The following is a 16286-nucleotide window of genomic DNA, read 5'->3' as shown; positions in this document are numbered from 1 at the left end:
GGAAGAAATACTAACAAGCCCAGGCTAGGACTGACTCAACAAATCCAACATCTCCTGTTGGTTCAGTCCGTTCATCATTGGCCGTGTCTCATCGTCTGACTCACCCATCGCGGCATCGATGACGCTGCGTTTTTTCTCCTGTAAGCGTAGGATTTTCTCTTCGACGGTGCCACGGGTAATGAATTTGTAAATCGTCGCCGGCTTGGTCTGACCGATGCGGTGAATTCGGTCGGCAGCCTGGGCTTCCACTGCGGGGTTCCACCACGGGTCAAAGAGCACGACGGTATCTGCAGCTGTCAGAGTGAGTCCATAGCCACCCGCCTTCAGACTGATCAAGAACACGGGCGGTCCGGCTGGATTCTGGAAACGGTCGACCTGGCCACTGCGGTCGCTGGTGCCACCGTCGAGATAGCAATAATCAATCTCCTCGTGCTCAAGTTCAGCGCGAATCAAGGCAAGCATAGAGGTGAACTGACTGAATACCAAAACGCGGTGGCCGCCACGCTCAGCCTCTTCTAACAACTCCATTAAGCGAGCTAACTTCGACGACACTTCTGCCAGAGATTTTTTCTTCAGACCTTCATCTAACAATCGTAGATCACAACAGGTTTGTCGTAACCTCAGCAGCACGGTAAGCATTTGCATCCGCGCGCTATCGGCGCCTGATTTCTGTCGCAATTGATCGACCTTTTCGGACCCTTGGCGAAGGATCGTCTGATAACTTTCTCTTTGTAGCGGTGATGGATCACACCAGACAATGCTCTCAATTTTTGCAGGAAGATCCTTGGCAACCAGCGACTTGGTCCGGCGAAGCATGAAGGGTTCAGTGCGCCACCGGAGGCGTTGCATCGCCGCACGCGTCCCTTGATCCTGCACCTCTGCGGCGCAGGGAATTTCATAGCGCTGGCGGAAGTCTTCTCGACCGCCCAAGTAGCCTGGCAAAAGGAATTGATAGATCGACCACAGGTCACGCACACTGTTTTCCACAGGCGTTCCTGAGATCGCAATGCGTGCAGCGGCTTTCACCTTTCTGGCAGCCTTGGCCGCCAAGGTATCGGGATTCCGGATGGCACTGGCCTCGTCCAAGACAACCACACCAAAGTCGATCTCTTGGTAATGTTTTCCATCGCGATCGAGTAGAGCATAACTTGTGATGATGACATCGGCGCTGTCCATGACCTCGAAGTAATTTTTACGTTTGGGACCATGCATCACCAGCACATTGAGGTCGGGCACAAACTTGGCAATCTCATCGCGCCAGTTGCCTAACAGAGTCGCGGGACACACAACGAGCGCGGTGCCTTTTTCCTGCCACAACTTCATGAAAGCGAGTGTCTGCAGGGTTTTTCCAAGCCCCATATCATCGGCCAGCAAAGCAGCTCCCTCTCCAGCGGCACGACGGTATAGCCAGTCGACACCTTCTTTCTGATAGGGTCTCAACGTTTCCTGAAGTGATTGTGGCAGCGGTGGAACGGGCAGTTGTTTATCTTCCGCAGCAGCACCGTCGGGCCGGTAGTAGCTATTGAGTCGCTTGAGGTAGGCTGCTTGATTGGGTGGAAAGTAGTAGCGACCGTTCTGCTGACGAGGATCGGCATCTAACATAACGCCATCCATCACCTCGGAATCGAATTTTGAGATCACCGCCTTGCCGCCTCGAGGAAGAGGAATACTTCGGTTTCCCGACTGCAGAAGACGACGCACTGCATTGCCATCCAGAGTTTTCTCACCGCATTGCCAAGTGACATCACATGCCAACCAATCTTGCCCGGATGGGACCGCCCCCCCGTTTACCATATTGAACTGTGGCACGATACGCTCGAGTCCTTCCTCGACTCTGCCCAGCTTTTCCTCGGTGGTCACTGACCATGTGCTGCGAAGTTGCGACAAGGTGATGGTTAGAAAATCGAGAACCTCGTCCTCGCCGCGCAGGAAGAGAAATCCTGAGGCGTCCAAGATTTCGAAACCTTGATCCATTAAACGTGAAATGGCGGACTGCTCGCTCTCCTGATTTCTAACGATCCATCGATGACTGGCTTCAGAACTACGACATGGAAAGCCTACTACCTCCGAAGCGAGGCCAAGCGAGACTCGCACCTCATCGGTGTAACGCGCAGCCAATCTGGCCTGAAGTGCTCGGGTAGAACCTGAGATCTCCAGCTCGATGGTTGGCGAACCATCGCGCAGTTCGATACCTCCGAGATCGTCGGGAAGATGGAAGGATTTTTCAATTTCCTCAATGGCACGAACGACTTTGACGGTAGGAACCTCCATCCAATCACCAGTAACCAAATCGCCCAAGGAAACGATACCTTGCAAAGATGATCCATGAGCCTGATTGGCTGCTGCGATGAGAAACTCGCTGGCTTCCTCGTTCCAAAGTGCCAGTTCATCGCCCAGCAAGATCAACTCCCCATTTTCCAGATCGGCCATTCGCAGCCATACCGTCTCGCCATCCGACTCCTGGTTCAGCTCCATTTCCAAATTCGGCCGAAGTGAAGCCTCACGAATTTGAACGTTGTCATTCCCTCGTGTTACTCGGGCGTGACCACTGGCTGCTCTGAAAAATCCGGGGAGCTGGTGTTCTGGAAGAGAGAGCATGGCTGCGCCTGTCTGGCCGATGTTTTTCTGCAACCAAAGAGCCAGAATCAGATCCGGCTGCGATACATCCACCTCTTTTTCCGCCAGTTTCAAGTGAACGGAGCGAAGCCCTTCGTGGGGAAATCTGGGGGAAATCCTGATGTCGAGAGGGTGCATCTCAGTGAGCGCCTTTGGCTCGGACCGCGGTGGAGCACTAGGAGTTGCCGCTTTCCTCGCCGGATCGAGATCTGTAACTGCTGCGAGCAGCACAGCGGCGGCGTGTTCACACATGCCACCCGTGGCTCTGCTGACAGAGCACTGGCACAGATTGCGAACCTCGTGGGGGCCCAGCACCTTCACCACCACACGCATCTGTTTCCGCCCGGCTGGCATCATGCCTTGGAAAACGCCTTCGGTGCGCTTGACCTGAGTCACTTTTCCCAGCTTCACCAGTGCACGCGCATCCTTGAAAACGCGCCCGCCAGCTGCCTGCCCAATCCATTGCTCGGTGATCTCCATAATCGTAATTCCAAAAGCTCTTTAGCCCCTCTGGGCAGGTAGATTGGCGAATTGTGTCTACAGTGCAACGACGCGTTTACAGATCGGGCGTTTTTTATCTTTGGTGGAGCGTGCTAATTGTGCATGGTTCCTGACGCAACCTGATGCTGTGCTCCGGACTCATTATCGACTCGGAGGCCTGCACATCACAATTTCCCGAAAATGAAAATCGTAGCCACAGCCAACCAAAAAGGAGGAGTTGGTAAAACCACCACCGCGATCAATCTCTCTGCCGGCCTGGCAGCTCGTGGACAGCGAGTCCTACTGATCGATCTCGACCCACAAGCCAACGCCACCAGCGGCCTTGGCTGCGAACCTGACGGAGCGGAAAGCATGTATTACCCACTCCTGGGAGAGGGCCGCATGGAGGAAAAAATCATCCCTACCCGACTCCCCAACCTCTCTCTTATTCCATCCGGCATGGATCTCGCAGGGGTTGAAATCGAACTCGCAAGAATGGACGACCATTTGATGCGGTTGCGCGGGCTTCTGTCCGCTTCCAAAGAGCACAACTCCTTTGACTTCTGCATTCTGGATACCCCGCCATCGCTGGGAGTTCTGATGACCTCGGCACTGGCTGCTGCTGACGAAATTCTCATCCCGCTCCAGTGTGAATGGTTCGGCCTGGAGGGACTGGCTAAAATTGTGCAAGTCATCGAGCAAATCCGCGACACCGGTGCTAACCCAGATGTCACTCTCGAGGGCATCCTGATGACCATGTATGACGGCCGCACCAATCTCTCACGTCAGGTTGTCGAGGAAGTAGGTAACTATTTCCCTGCCCAGCTTTACAATACCGTCATTCCCCGATCAATCCGTATCGGTGAGGCTCCCAGCCATGGCATGACCATTTTCGAGCACGACCCCAATGGCATCGGTGCCAAAGCCTATGGCGATGCTGCCGACGAGTTCCTAACCAGGCATTCAGTCTGCGGACCGCCGATTGCAGCCCACGCATAGATTTCAAGCCTCCCACGCCCCAACAATTTTCCACACAACCACCCTCTAACCCATCCTACCCACAGATCTCCTCCCCGGTCTGGCCCTGCCACCATGGGATCTCATCATACAGACGACTTATTCGAAGACTGGCTTCTCTTTCAGAACATCATAGCCCGCAATTACTTGCAGCATCGCGAAATCATTGGCGTGCTACAACGATGGCTCCACAAACGTGACCAACGCGGGATTCGAGTTCTTGATTTGGGCTGCGGGGATAGCTACGTCGCCAGAAGATCATTCCTAGGCAACGATGCCGTCCAGTACTACGGCATTGATCATTCACAACAGGCTCTGGATGTCGCACGTTCCAACTTCAAGGGCTACTCGTGGAGTGTTGAGCTCCCCTGCGGTGATTTCACCCGATTGATCCAGCAGCTCCATGGCCCATTCGACCTGGTTATAGCGGGCTACTCATTCCACAACCTAGAGCAGGAGGACAAAGCCTCAGCCATGGATAACATCAGGCTGATTCTGAGCCCCACCGGCACATTCATGGTCTATGACCTACTTCCCAACCAGGGTGAACAACAAGCAGTCTACAAAGAGCGGCTTATGGCGCATGCAGAGGCTAACTGGACATTGCTGGATAGAACGCAGATCGACGCCGTTAGAGCGCACCTGACGACACAATGCAACCCCATTGACCAGTCGGCCTGGCGACAGCTTGCCTATGACTCGGGTTTAGGTTCGGGCGAACTCATCTACCGCGACAGCGCGGAGCTAGTGGGAATGCTTGAGTTCTCAGAATAGCCACCTCTGCCAGATCGTCTAATCAAAGCCCAAAATAGTGCACAAAATGGGTAACCTGCCAGCGTATGTATCTGATTATGATCAGATCCGTCTTTGCCGCAATCACGCTGAGCTATGGTCTTTCAGCTGTCTCTAGTGCTGAAACCTTCAAGGTGTTTATCCTAGCTGGCCAATCCAACATGGTAGGCCAGGTTCAAGACGGCTTACTCGAGCATCAAGCCACCAATGCCAAAACCGCAGATCTGTTCAGCCATCTCCGCAAAGACGGCAAATGGATTACCAGAGATGATGTTTTCATCAAATATGAAAAGAAGCACGGTGGCCTAACGAAGGCTTATGGTTCCCGTGGTCAAAGGACGGGCCTGGAACTTGAATATGGGACGAGACTTGGCGACCACTACAAGCAACCGGTATTGCTCATCAAAACTTGCTGGGGAGGTCACTCTCTGTTCCAGAAATTTCGCTCTCCATCAGCTGGACTACCCAGTGAAGAATTCCTGCAAAAGGAACTTTCCAATGCGATCAAACGAACCAAACAGAACAACGAAAAACGTAAGCGCAATGATCCGCTACCCACAATGGAAGACATCCAAGCGGTCTACGGAAGCTCATACCGAATGATGATGAAGGAGGTTCAGGATACACTGGCCAAATACGAAACATTATTCCCAGAGCTGAAAGGAAAGACACCTGAAATCTCCGGCTTTGTTTGGTTCCAAGGATGGAATGATCAGTACAATGGAGCAGAGCTTGAATACGCTTCTAACATGAAGCATTTCATCAACGACGTTCGCAAAGATTTAAAGAGTCCAAAGCTGCCATTTGTCATTGGTGTAATGGGTCAAAACGGCTCCACCCCCGCGAAGGGTGCCATGAAAACGATCCAAGAGGCACAACTTGCCATGGAAAAGATGCCTGAATTCAAAGGCAACGTCACAGCCGTGCGCACCGATGTGCTCGTCGACAAAGCGGCTGAGAAACTTTACCCCGATTGGAAAGCCCGGTTCGAGGAATGGAAAAAGGTAGGCTCCGACCGAGGCTACCATTACTACGGAAGTGCCATCTGGTTTAACCGTATTGGCAAGGCCTTCGCTGAAGCGACGATCAAATTGGAACACGTAACAGGTTCGTAGTCAGAACCTTGTCAAACGACCGTTATAATATAATTTGACGGTAGATATACACCCAACTACGGTTAGAGGTATTAGAAATAAAAGCGTAATAGACAGTTCACCCAAGGTGCCCACATAGCACTGAACAGCCTCCACGCACGATCAAATGACATATAGACTGCGTAGTCTAACAAACCGAACCCTCAATGACAGTGAGGGCAATTGTTTGGAATTCAATCCTGTCCAAAAAGACAGAGTTAACACCGTGTTAATCTCCACGTGCGAGACAACATCACTCTAACACTAGAAATCTCATGAACCACATCAATCAAACTAACAGTGAATGTATCGACGTCTGCAACGAACTTCTCAGAGGAGAACGCTCAGCCGTAGAAGCATACGACATCGCCATCAAAAAATTCAGCGATGAGCCAAAGCTCAACGAGCTATCAAACATTCGAAACGAACATGCCGTCGCCATTGGCATTCTCGAGGTCAACATCCGCAGCATGCGTGGGGAACCCGACGATGATTCCGGCGCGTGGGGAACCACTGTCAAAATGATCCAACACACCGCCAGTTTCTTCGGTGCTGAATCAGCTATCGAGGCGCTGCAGAACGGTGAGAAACATGGAGTGGACCTCTACACCAAGGCTCTTTCCGATGGCCACGTTTTACCCGAATGCAAAGAAATGATTCGCGCCGAACTGCTGCCGCGAGTGAACCGACACATCGTCACCCTTGAACGACTTGAGGAGTTAGTCGACTAACTCGTCGCCCCCTAACCTTCTTCTCTCCAACAAAACTAATATTATGATAAAAAGAATAACATCCATCACCTTCCTAGTTTTAGGAATCGCCTCATTTGCAACTTTCACTGCATGTGAGAAAAAAGGACCTGCTGAAAAAGCGGGTGAAAAAATCGACAAAGCCGTGGATGACGCGGGTGACAAAGTCGAAGACGCTACAGACAACTAATAAACAATTAACCCTAACCAACAACTAATAACATGTTACACTGGTCACTTGTATTCCTCGTAGTCGCAATCATCGCTGCCGTTCTCGGCTTCGGTGGCATCGCCGGCTCAGCAGCAGGAATCGCTAAAATACTATTCATCGTCTTCCTGATCGTTTGGATCGTCTCATTCATCATGAGAGGCGCGAAGTAGCTCACAGAGCCATAATTATCCAACCGGAAGATTGCACTCGTTGCGGTCTTCCGGTTTTTCATTTATTGGAGGCACTGAGCTACGCACTTTTCTGGGCATTTTTGATCACAAGGTCGGCGACCTCGCCTAACTTGATACGCCGATCCGTCGCTACCTTGCGCATTTTCAAATAGGCATCCTCTTCAGTCAGATCATAAAGTGCCATCAAGACCCCTTTGGCGCGCTCGACTTTTTTGCGAGTCGCAATCACCTCCTTGAGGTTCTCGTTTTCTTCACGCAATTCTTGGAACTGCTCAAATCTTTTGATCACAAGATAGATAGTCGGCTTCAGATCGTGTTCATCCACTGGATCTATCAGATACGCCATGACGTGATCCTCCAACGCTTTTTCCACCGCCTCCATGTCCTCCTTTTTCGCAATGATCAGACCTGGGATCGGCTCGACCTCGCCAATAGAGACCAAGGCGTCCACACCGGGATTTTCAGAGGGAAACAGACCCGATACAATGAGATCCGGTCGCTTAGCGAGACAGGCTTTTTCCATCTCCGCCGCCGATGACGTTTCGCCGACGACTTCCATGTCCAGCTTCTCCAAGATAGATACCAATCTACTTCGCTGGGTCTCGTCCTGGTGACCAACGTAAACTTTGACCCCTTTAAGTCTGTTTTCCATAGTGTGGCACTGGAGTTATCTGAAATGCACACGTGCGGCAATCCCCAAAAATGCGTAATGATCAGATTGTTAGCTAACGCATCCTACGTGTAGCAACCGGTCACTTCGGTGAAATCTCATCTCAATCTTTCGCGAAGTTCACGCACTTCGGCTTCTTTGGCCTCCAGACTATCTAACAAACTTATGATGTAGCGAATCGTCCGCAGATTGGTTTGTTCAGTCTCTCGTAGATAAGCGATATGGCGCAGGCGCGAAATGCCTGCTTGGTCAAAATAGATGTCGTCATTTGAGTCCTTGAATCCCCTGACCAGGCCGCTGTGAAGGAACTCCTCGATGATATCCGTTTCCAGGCCACAGAGTTCCGCCGCGTCAGCGATGGTCGTGAGCAACGTGCGCTCAGTGCGTGATTGTGACAAAAGGGTGATTTCGTATCGGTAAGTCATGATCTTTTGTTGGGCTAATGATTTATGAACGGGGGGTGAATGTGGATGCCTTGGAGAGCTGCTGCCAAAGGTCTTTCTCTTCGTCGGTTAGTTTAGACGGCGTCACCAGTTGGATGACGGCATAGAGGTCACCGTGGCTGCCACTGGTGCCTTGCGGTAGGCCTTTGCCTTTGATTCTTAATTCGGTGCCATTCTCGACTCCCGATGGGATTTTTATTTTCACCGAGCCAGTGAGTGATTTGACTGAAACCTCGGCACCTAACACTGCCTCCCATGGGGCCAGCGGTAGCTCGTGATAAAGGTCGGAACCCACGATCCTAAAGTCCGGATGTTTCTCTACGCGAACATGTAAAAACAAATCCCCTGGCGGACCTCCATTGTAGCCTGGATTCCCCAAGCCCGCGCAGCGGATGAGCTGACCTTCGGTGATACCCTTGGGAATGCGGATGCGAGATGTTTTCATCTCACTGGTTCCTGTGGCCCGGTTCACCTGCTTGAGCTGTAACGAGCGCTCGGTGCCATTCACAACGTCGTCCAAAGATACCAAAATGTCTGCATGAGCGTCCTGTCCAGGAATCGGTGAGTTGCCACCTGGTCCTCCTGAGAACGAACTATACCGCCCGCCGCCTGAACTTGCGCCAGCACCAAACATCTGCTCGAAAAAGTCACTGAAACCGGTGCCGGAATAATGGTTCTCGTATCCCCCGTCACCAGAATGCGCGCCGTAGAATCCACCATAGGGATCACCCCCAGCTTGACCGGCTCCGGGATTATTCCAGTCCTTGCCGAGGGTGTCATACTTCTCGCGCTTTTCTGGGTCGCCTAATACCTCGTAGGCCTCATTGACCTCTTTGAATTTTTCCTCAGCCGTGTCCTTGTCCTTGGCAACATCCGGATGATATTTCCTAGCTAATTTACGGAACGCTTTTCTGATGTCATCCTGGCTGGCATCACGGCTCACGCCCAACACCTCGTAGTAATCTCGGAATTTCATAGTTCAATGACCGTCACTCTAACGTAGCTGAAGTGATTGACAAGATGGTTTCAAACTCGTAGCCGAGCAACACATTAACATTGTTGAACTCGGCTGTTCCCTACAGCCGGAGCACGGAAAAATAGCAAATCTGCTAGATCCCCAGGGAGACCAGTCGTTACTTAACCTATTAGCTTTCTAGCGGATACAAACTTTGAAAAACTTTCCTCGATTATTCGAACCATGTGCACCGCACGAGAGGGCGCTGATTATCGGCTTTCCCACCTTTTCCTCAAAAGCCATTCGGGAGAATTAGACAGTGCCTCTTTCGAATCCAAACCCTATCGATCATAACTCGGTCGAGGGTGGTCCAGAATCAAATGCCCACGAATTCACACAATGAAAATACACCAACTAATACCGACCCTAGGCGCAGCCGCTCTCACTATCGCTTCATCCCAAGCTGCCATCACCTACGTTGATGCCGTCGAAGGCACCGGCGGAAACACACGTGCGACCGGAAGCACGCAAGCCGATGCATCCTGGCGAGTGGACAACACCTCCCCCGATGCAGGCACCCAGTATGCCACGCAGTGGAGTGAGCGTCCCTATGGTAACACCAGCATATTCCAAGCGCTACCAACGACCAACGGCACTCCAACAGGCATTCCCGAACTCACCACCACGATCAGCCTCGCCGACGGTATCTACGACCTCTACGTTTTCTACTGGGATCAAACCGTTAGCGACACCCAGAACTGGGTGATTTCAACGGGTCTCACATCCGGAGCCCTCACCACCTACAGCTCTCCTGGAAACCCAGCGGTCACTGGCGCTACCACCACCGGTGTTGTCGACGCCAGCACCTTGACCTATGCCGGCACCGCGCCAATCACGGACGAAGGAGGCGTTCGCGAACTCTTCGCGGTGAAATTCGAAAATGTCACCGTGACCGGTGGATCGGCCGATATTTTTGTGGATTACAACCTCAGCCACACCGGTAACAACCGCGCCTGGTATGACGGCGTCGGATACGAAGTCGTCCCAGAACCATCCTCCACCGCCCTCCTCGGCCTTGGTGGACTCGCCCTCATCCTGCGTCGCCGTCGTTAATCGACTCAGCGCCTCGCTGGAACTCAGCACTTTCAGCCCTCTGGCCGCTACCGGGTTTCATTCCCATGGCGTCAGGGGGCTTTTTTTGACCTCCTACACTTACCGGATTATACTCAGCCAAGCCTATGACCATTCGCCTTCATCTGACACGGACAGCACTCTCTCTTCTGCTCACCGTCAGCACCGTCTCCGCCTATGACATCCCCGGCTACACACCGGATCAGGTGATTGAATACAAACAGACGGTCAACTCCAGCAACAATCCAGTCGGTCTGGATTTGCACATCTTCACACCCGACGGTCACCAGGCCACAGACAGCCGACCCTGCATTGTCTTCTTCTTCGGCGGCGGCTGGGTCAATGGTTCCCCCAGCCACTTTCATCCGCATTGCGAATACCTTGCGTCGCGCGGTATCGTCGCAGTCTCTGCAGAATACCGCACCCAGAACGACCACGGCACCACACCCCAGGAATGTGTGAAGGATGGAAAGTCAGCCGTGCGCTACCTCCGCGCCAACGCTGCCGCCTTGGGCATCGATCCCAACCGCATCGCCGCAGGCGGTGGCTCGGCAGGCGGACACATCGCCGCTGCCACCGGCACTCTCAGCAGCTACGAAGAACCGGGTGAAAACCTCTCGATCAGCTCCAGGCCCAATGCCCTTGTCCTCTACAACCCCGTCTTCGACAATGGGCCCGGCGGCTACGGTCACGACCGCGTGCAAGCCTACTGGCAAGACATCTCCCCCCTGCACAACATCACCGCCACCGCGCCACCCACCACCGTTTTTCTCGGCACCAATGACGCCCTTGTCCCCGTCTCCGCCGCCAAAAATTACAAAACTGCGATGGAAGCCGAGGGCCTGCGCTGCGATCTGCACCTCTACCAAGACCAGCCTCACAGCTTTTTCAACTTCGATGTCCAAGGCGACAGCAGTGGCCCCTTCTACGGCTACGATGCCACCGTTTTCCTTACGGACCAATTTCTCGTCTCCATCGGTTACCTCACCGATCCCCACGCCGCTCCCGAACCTATCACCAACTGGGAAACGATCTTCGGCAATGCAGGATTTTCAGGAGACAGCGAAGCCACCGCCTCCCCTCTGACCACGGATGCGAGCACCGATGCGATCGCGGCAAACTTCACACCGATCAACCTCGTAGACGGCGATTACATCCGGCTCACTGGCACGGTCACCCTCAACGCCGCGATGACCGCAGGAAATTTCCGCATCGGTCTTTTCAATGGCGATAACCCAGTGACCGCTGGTGATGGCACAGGCTACTCCGGCATATGGGCATCATCACCAGGCTCCTCCGCTGGAACCATCGCTCGAGCTTCCGGCACCAGCTCAAGCAACCCTTTTGAAAGCAATCACTCCACCACACTCGGTCCCATTGCATCTGCAGGAGCCAACGTTCCAGCCAACACACCCGTGGATTTCACCATGCTGATCGCCCGCAACGGCGATAAAATCGATCTGCTTGTCCGCTTCAGCGACGGTGCCAATTTTCATCATGAACAGAACCTCTTGAATCTGGCGCTCAATGACTTCAGCTACAATAGCGTCGCATTCCTGATGACCGGAAACCTCAGTTCCACCCAGGCCCAGTTCAGCAATATCGCCGTAGTCAAAGGCCACACGCTGGTTGCCCCGGCAGAGCCACCTGTGGCAGAACTAACAGACGCATTGATCGCCATCGACTTCAATCGCAACGACGCCCTAAGCTCACCCAGTCAGTCGAAATTCCGCATCGTTTCCGGTTCCACCACCCAGAACGACAACGCCACATCCTACATCAAAAACTACGGCGCCCACCAAGTCACCATCTCCCAGCCGAATGCGGAGAAATTCGAGTTCCGCGGAGCTAACACCGACAGCACCCGCGCCATCCCCGGCGGAGACACGTCAAAATCCTTCCTCGTCTCCGACTTCATCGCCACCCGCAAGGGAGCCATCAACATCCAGATCACCAACCTCCCCGCCGGCGACTACACCTTCCGCTCCTACCACCTCGAACCCATCACCTCCAATGTGCTCGGCTTTGCTCAGGGAGTGAATAACACCACGCCGAACACCATCGAAGCCCGCATCGGCGGCGTAGTCCAAGAATCCGTCCAGCCCACCGCGCTCGGTGCGGCTGGTCTCAACACCACCTTCATCAACAACAGCCAGATCCCCACCATCACCTTCGAACTCGCCCACGATGGCACTGGCCCGTTGACCATCGAGCTGCGCTCGACCCAATCTAACGGAACCGACAATTTTCTTCTTCTGAACGGATTCGAACTTTTTCAAGCCGCACCATGAAACCCTTTTTAATCCTCCTCGCCACCGCCATCACCGCCGTTGCGCAGCAGCCTAACGTGCTCTTCATCGCCGTCGATGACCTGCGGCCGGAACTTGGCTGCTACGGCGAGACCCACATGGTCACCCCGAACATCGACTCCCTCGCCAGCCAAGGCCGCGTGTTTCGCAACCACTACGTCGCCGTGCCCACTTGCGGAGCCTCCCGCTACGCCCTGATGAGTGGTAAACGCCCTACCGCCAGCAGCGACAACAACAATGCATTCAACCTCATGCCCACCAGCCTGCCCGCTGAACCAGAAAGCTGGGTAGACCTCCTCCGTCGCAACGGCTGGCACACGGTATCACTTGGAAAAAACACCCATGAACCCGATGGCTACCGTTGGAATTATCCATCGACATACGATATCAATCGCCAATACGCCACCCGCCCGGACATGCAGTTCTCCTGGGATGAAATTCTCTACGATCACGACAAATGGGGCGCTCAGCGCTACCCGCTCTTCGCTTACGCTGATGGCACAGGCCGCGTGGCTGGCTCGACATCCGCCTGGGAAAGCGGTACCGATGAGTTTGGTCAGAGTCTGCCCGACGATGCCTATCCGGATGGCCAGATGGCAAATGCCGCCATCGAAAAACTCCGCGAATTTTCAGACGACGGCACCCGTTTCTGCCTCGCCGTCGGCTTCCACAAACCCCACCTCCCCTTCAACGCGCCCAAGGCCTACTTCGATCTCTACGATCCTAACACCCTGCCAGATCCCAGCCCTGCAAGCCCCCCCACCGGCGCGACCTCGGGCATCTTCACAAACTCTGGCGAGGTCGGCGGCTACACCAACAGCAGCAACCGTGCCCAGCTCCGCCACGCCTATTTCGCCTGCGTCTCCTACATCGATGCCCAAGTCGGTAAAATCCTCGCCGAACTCGATACCCTCGGCCTCGCCGACAACACCATCGTCGTCATCTGGGGTGACCACGGATGGTGCCTCGACGACCACGGACTGATCGGTAAACACAAGGTGATAGAACGCTCGCTCGAAGCCCCCCTCATCATCCGTCCTCCCGCCAGCATGCGCAGCCCCGCCTTCGCCAACATCCACGCCAAAGGCGTCGTCGAAACCATCGACATCTACCCGACCATCGCCGACCTCTGCGGCCTCACGCCTCCGTCATCCGCCGATGGAGCCTCACTGGTCCCCATGATCCGCAACCCCTACGCTCCCGGAAAAAATCATGCCTACTCCCGCTGGGGCAGCCAGACCACCATCCGCACCTCCGACTGGCGCCTGATTCAATCCGGCGGAAACCACGATCTCTACGACCTCTCCACCTACCGATACGAAGTTGCAAACGTCGCAGGCGCAAACCAGTCCGTCGTCGCGGCTCACAGCCCCGACCTCAACACCCAAGGCACCCGTCCTGGCATCATCTACACCGAATGGGCTGACGGAAATCCCCAGCTCTCCGATCCGGACGCCGACAGCGATGGCGATGGGTTCAGTAACCGCGAAGAATATGGAGCGGGCAGCGACGCTCTCGATGCCCAGTCGCGCCCAACCACCGCCCTTGATTTCGAAGACCTCTCCGGCTTTGGCTTTGGTTCTAACGAACCTGTCTATCAATACTCCATGGCTATCGACCGCGATGATATCTCATGGGTTCCATCCACATCCACCGACTTAGAACTGTGGAACTACACACCGCTCCAGTATCTTGACGTGCAAGACCTCGGCGGCGGGAAAATGCAGTTTCGTTTCCGCCTCAGCAACCATCTTGATGCCAAGCGTTTCTTCCGTCTGGAAGATACCGCGGCACCATAGACCTCCGTTGTCGGGGATAAACTCACATCATCAGCTTCCGGTCGAGCGAGCGATATTGGATGGCTTCCAGAATATGTTCGGCGGCGATCTCTTCAGCATCCGCGAGATCGGCTAAGGTTCTGGCTACTTTTAAAATCCGATCATGGGCTCGGGCGGAGAAATTGAGCTCGTTCATGGCGTGTTCCAAGTATCCTGATCCGGTGGCGTCGATGCGGCAGTGCTCACGCATCACCTTGCTGGGCATGGCGGCATTGCAGGTGATGTCATGTTTGCCACCAAATCGGTTGAGCTGACGGGTTCTGGCAGCCTCCACCCTCTCCCTAACAGCACCTGATGTCTCACCAGACTCATCGGATGCAAGATCCCGGTATTCCACCAGCGGCACTTCGACATGCAAATCGATCCGGTCTAACAAGGGGCCGGAAATCCGCTGCCTATATTTTTCGATTTGTGGCGGCGAGCAGCGGCACTCACGTTTGACATCACCGTAGTAGCCACACGGGCATGGGTTCATCGCGGCTACCAACATAAAGTCGCTAGGGAAGGTCAGGGTTCCGGCGGCGCGAGAAATGGTGACGTGTCCATCTTCCAACGGCTGGCGCAGCACCTCCAATGTCTGTCTTCGAAATTCAGGAAGCTCATCAAGAAACAACACGCCATTGTGAGCCAGTGAGACCTCGCCGGGTCCAGGATTCGCCCCTCCGCCTAACAGACCTACGTCCGATATGGTGTGGTGAGGCGCTCTGAATGGTCGCGTCACCAGCAAGGCATTCTCTTTTCCTAACAACCCAGCGATCGAATGGATTTTGGTCGCATCAATCGCCTCAGATTCGGTGAGGTCCGGTAAAATCGTTGGCAGGCGTTTGGCGATCATCGATTTCCCCGTGCCTGGTGGGCCGACCATCAGTAGATTATGGCCGCCCGCGGCAGCGACCTCCAGAGCACGCTTCACCTGATGCTGACCTTTGACATCCTCGAGACCTATTTGGTATTTGCGCCGGGTATCGAAGAGGGCTTTTCGATCGAGATCAAAAGGCTGAATGATGCGTTGTCCGGTAATGAAGTCCCAGGCTTCGCGCAGGTTATCGACTCCGTAGACCTCGAGACCTTCGACTACGGCTGCCTCGGCGGCATTTGCCGCTGGAACGATCAAGCGGGTCCTGCCACGGCGTTTGGCATCGAGCGCCATGGGTAGTACTCCTCGGATCGGTCGAACCATTCCGTCCAGAGCCAACTCTCCGGCGATGCAGTATCGTTCTGGCTGCTCGACACGATCTTCCCCTGCTGTTTCGGCGAGTGCCAGTGCGATTGGTAGATCAAAGCGAGGACCTTCCTTTTTCAAATCTGCCGGAGCCAAGTTCACCGTCTTCACTCCCTTGGCCCAGCTGAGAGCGGAATTACTCAGGGCGGATGTCACTCGCTGTGAACTCTCACGCACCGCGGCATCAGGCAGGCCGACGACATTGATGGCAGGTTTTTCCGCATTGAACGCACTGACCTCGACCTCCACCTCAATACCTTCCACGCCGAGCAACGCAGACGAATACAAACGCACAATCATTCCTCATGCTACTGGTTTCGGTCTGGTAGGGTAAAGGGATAAAGCTCTGTTCAGGCGAATAAGTTAAAGCCCGACATCGATGGTGCCCGTTTCAAACGGCAGATTCCAAACTGGCATGCCTATTGTAATCGTTTGCATGCCATTGTGGTGCATAATGCACACTGATGAAGCCATAAAACATGCACTTTGCCCCATGCACTCAGTGATCAGACCCACCCCTCTAACCATC

The 16286-nt window shown here is 54.1% G+C and carries 14 protein-coding genes; 9 read left to right on the top strand and 5 right to left on the bottom strand.

What is annotated here, in order from left to right; translation table 11 throughout:
* Window positions 1–24: 24 nt before the first annotated feature.
* Window positions 25–3096, bottom strand: a complete 3072-nt coding sequence (locus ACSPJT_RS13550) for a DEAD/DEAH box helicase (protein WP_435893095.1) — start codon at window positions 3094–3096, stop codon at window positions 25–27.
* A 201-nt stretch (window positions 3097–3297) separates the two neighbouring features.
* Here ACSPJT_RS13550 and ACSPJT_RS13545 point away from each other — a divergent pair, with 201 nt between their 5' ends.
* From ACSPJT_RS13545 to ACSPJT_RS13520, 6 genes are all read left to right on the top strand, one after another.
* Window positions 3298–4095: a ParA family protein gene (locus ACSPJT_RS13545; RefSeq protein ID WP_435893094.1), complete on the top strand. Its 798-nt coding sequence runs from the start codon at window positions 3298–3300 to the stop codon at window positions 4093–4095.
* Between the two features lie 93 nt (window positions 4096–4188).
* Window positions 4189–4887 carry a class I SAM-dependent methyltransferase gene (locus tag ACSPJT_RS13540; RefSeq protein ID WP_435893093.1) on the top strand — a complete coding sequence of 233 codons (699 nt, stop codon included), beginning with the start codon at window positions 4189–4191 and terminating at the stop codon, window positions 4885–4887.
* Window positions 4888–4964: 77 nt separating this feature from the next.
* The gene (locus tag ACSPJT_RS13535) at window positions 4965–6020 is read left to right on the top strand and encodes a sialate O-acetylesterase (protein WP_435893092.1); all 1056 of its coding nucleotides are present in this window, start codon (window positions 4965–4967) and stop codon (window positions 6018–6020) included.
* A 293-nt stretch (window positions 6021–6313) separates the two neighbouring features.
* The gene (locus tag ACSPJT_RS13530) at window positions 6314–6769 is read left to right on the top strand and encodes a DUF2383 domain-containing protein (RefSeq protein WP_435893091.1); all 456 of its coding nucleotides are present in this window, start codon (window positions 6314–6316) and stop codon (window positions 6767–6769) included.
* A gap of 43 nt (window positions 6770–6812) precedes the next feature.
* Window positions 6813–6977 (top strand): hypothetical protein, encoded by a 165-nt coding sequence (locus tag ACSPJT_RS13525; RefSeq protein ID WP_435893090.1) that lies wholly within the window; start codon window positions 6813–6815, stop codon window positions 6975–6977.
* A 32-nt stretch (window positions 6978–7009) separates the two neighbouring features.
* Window positions 7010–7168, top strand: coding sequence for a DUF1328 domain-containing protein (locus ACSPJT_RS13520; protein ID WP_435893089.1), 159 nt, complete (start codon window positions 7010–7012; stop codon window positions 7166–7168).
* Between the two features lie 79 nt (window positions 7169–7247).
* Here the strand turns inward: ACSPJT_RS13520 and ACSPJT_RS13515 are convergent, their stop codons facing one another.
* The 3 genes from ACSPJT_RS13515 to ACSPJT_RS13505 all read right to left on the bottom strand — a co-directional run bounded on the left by ACSPJT_RS13515 (window position 7248) and on the right by ACSPJT_RS13505 (window position 9278).
* Window positions 7248–7841: an ANTAR domain-containing response regulator gene (locus ACSPJT_RS13515; RefSeq protein ID WP_435893088.1), complete on the bottom strand. Its 594-nt coding sequence runs from the start codon at window positions 7839–7841 to the stop codon at window positions 7248–7250.
* Between the two features lie 116 nt (window positions 7842–7957).
* Window positions 7958–8284 carry a chaperone modulator CbpM gene (locus ACSPJT_RS13510; protein WP_435893087.1) on the bottom strand — a complete coding sequence of 109 codons (327 nt, stop codon included), beginning with the start codon at window positions 8282–8284 and terminating at the stop codon, window positions 7958–7960.
* A 22-nt stretch (window positions 8285–8306) separates the two neighbouring features.
* A complete protein-coding gene (locus tag ACSPJT_RS13505) occupies window positions 8307–9278 on the bottom strand; it encodes a DnaJ C-terminal domain-containing protein (RefSeq protein WP_435893086.1) in 972 nt (323 codons plus the stop codon).
* A 378-nt stretch (window positions 9279–9656) separates the two neighbouring features.
* Between ACSPJT_RS13505 and ACSPJT_RS13500 the strand changes: the two genes are divergently transcribed.
* The 3 genes from ACSPJT_RS13500 to ACSPJT_RS13490 all read left to right on the top strand — a co-directional run bounded on the left by ACSPJT_RS13500 (window position 9657) and on the right by ACSPJT_RS13490 (window position 14496).
* Complete coding sequence (locus ACSPJT_RS13500; protein ID WP_435893085.1) at window positions 9657–10370, top strand: PEP-CTERM sorting domain-containing protein; 714 nt, start codon at window positions 9657–9659, stop codon at window positions 10368–10370.
* Window positions 10371–10495: 125 nt separating this feature from the next.
* Window positions 10496–12679 (top strand): alpha/beta hydrolase, encoded by a 2184-nt coding sequence (locus ACSPJT_RS13495; RefSeq protein ID WP_435893084.1) that lies wholly within the window; start codon window positions 10496–10498, stop codon window positions 12677–12679.
* Window positions 12676–14496: a sulfatase-like hydrolase/transferase gene (locus ACSPJT_RS13490; RefSeq protein WP_435893083.1), complete on the top strand. Its 1821-nt coding sequence runs from the start codon at window positions 12676–12678 to the stop codon at window positions 14494–14496. The genes ACSPJT_RS13495 and ACSPJT_RS13490 overlap by 4 nt, the downstream gene beginning before the upstream one ends.
* A 22-nt stretch (window positions 14497–14518) precedes the next feature.
* Here ACSPJT_RS13490 and ACSPJT_RS13485 read toward each other — a convergent pair whose 3' ends face one another.
* Window positions 14519–16057, bottom strand: a complete 1539-nt coding sequence (locus tag ACSPJT_RS13485; RefSeq protein ID WP_435893082.1) for a YifB family Mg chelatase-like AAA ATPase — start codon at window positions 16055–16057, stop codon at window positions 14519–14521.
* Between the last annotated feature and the right edge of the window lie 229 nt (window positions 16058–16286).

The sequence above is a fragment of the Oceaniferula spumae genome (assembly GCF_042849255.1).
Classification (GTDB): Bacteria; Verrucomicrobiota; Verrucomicrobiia; order Verrucomicrobiales; family Akkermansiaceae; genus Oceaniferula; species Oceaniferula spumae.
This window is presented reverse-complemented; position numbering and strand designations above follow the sequence as displayed.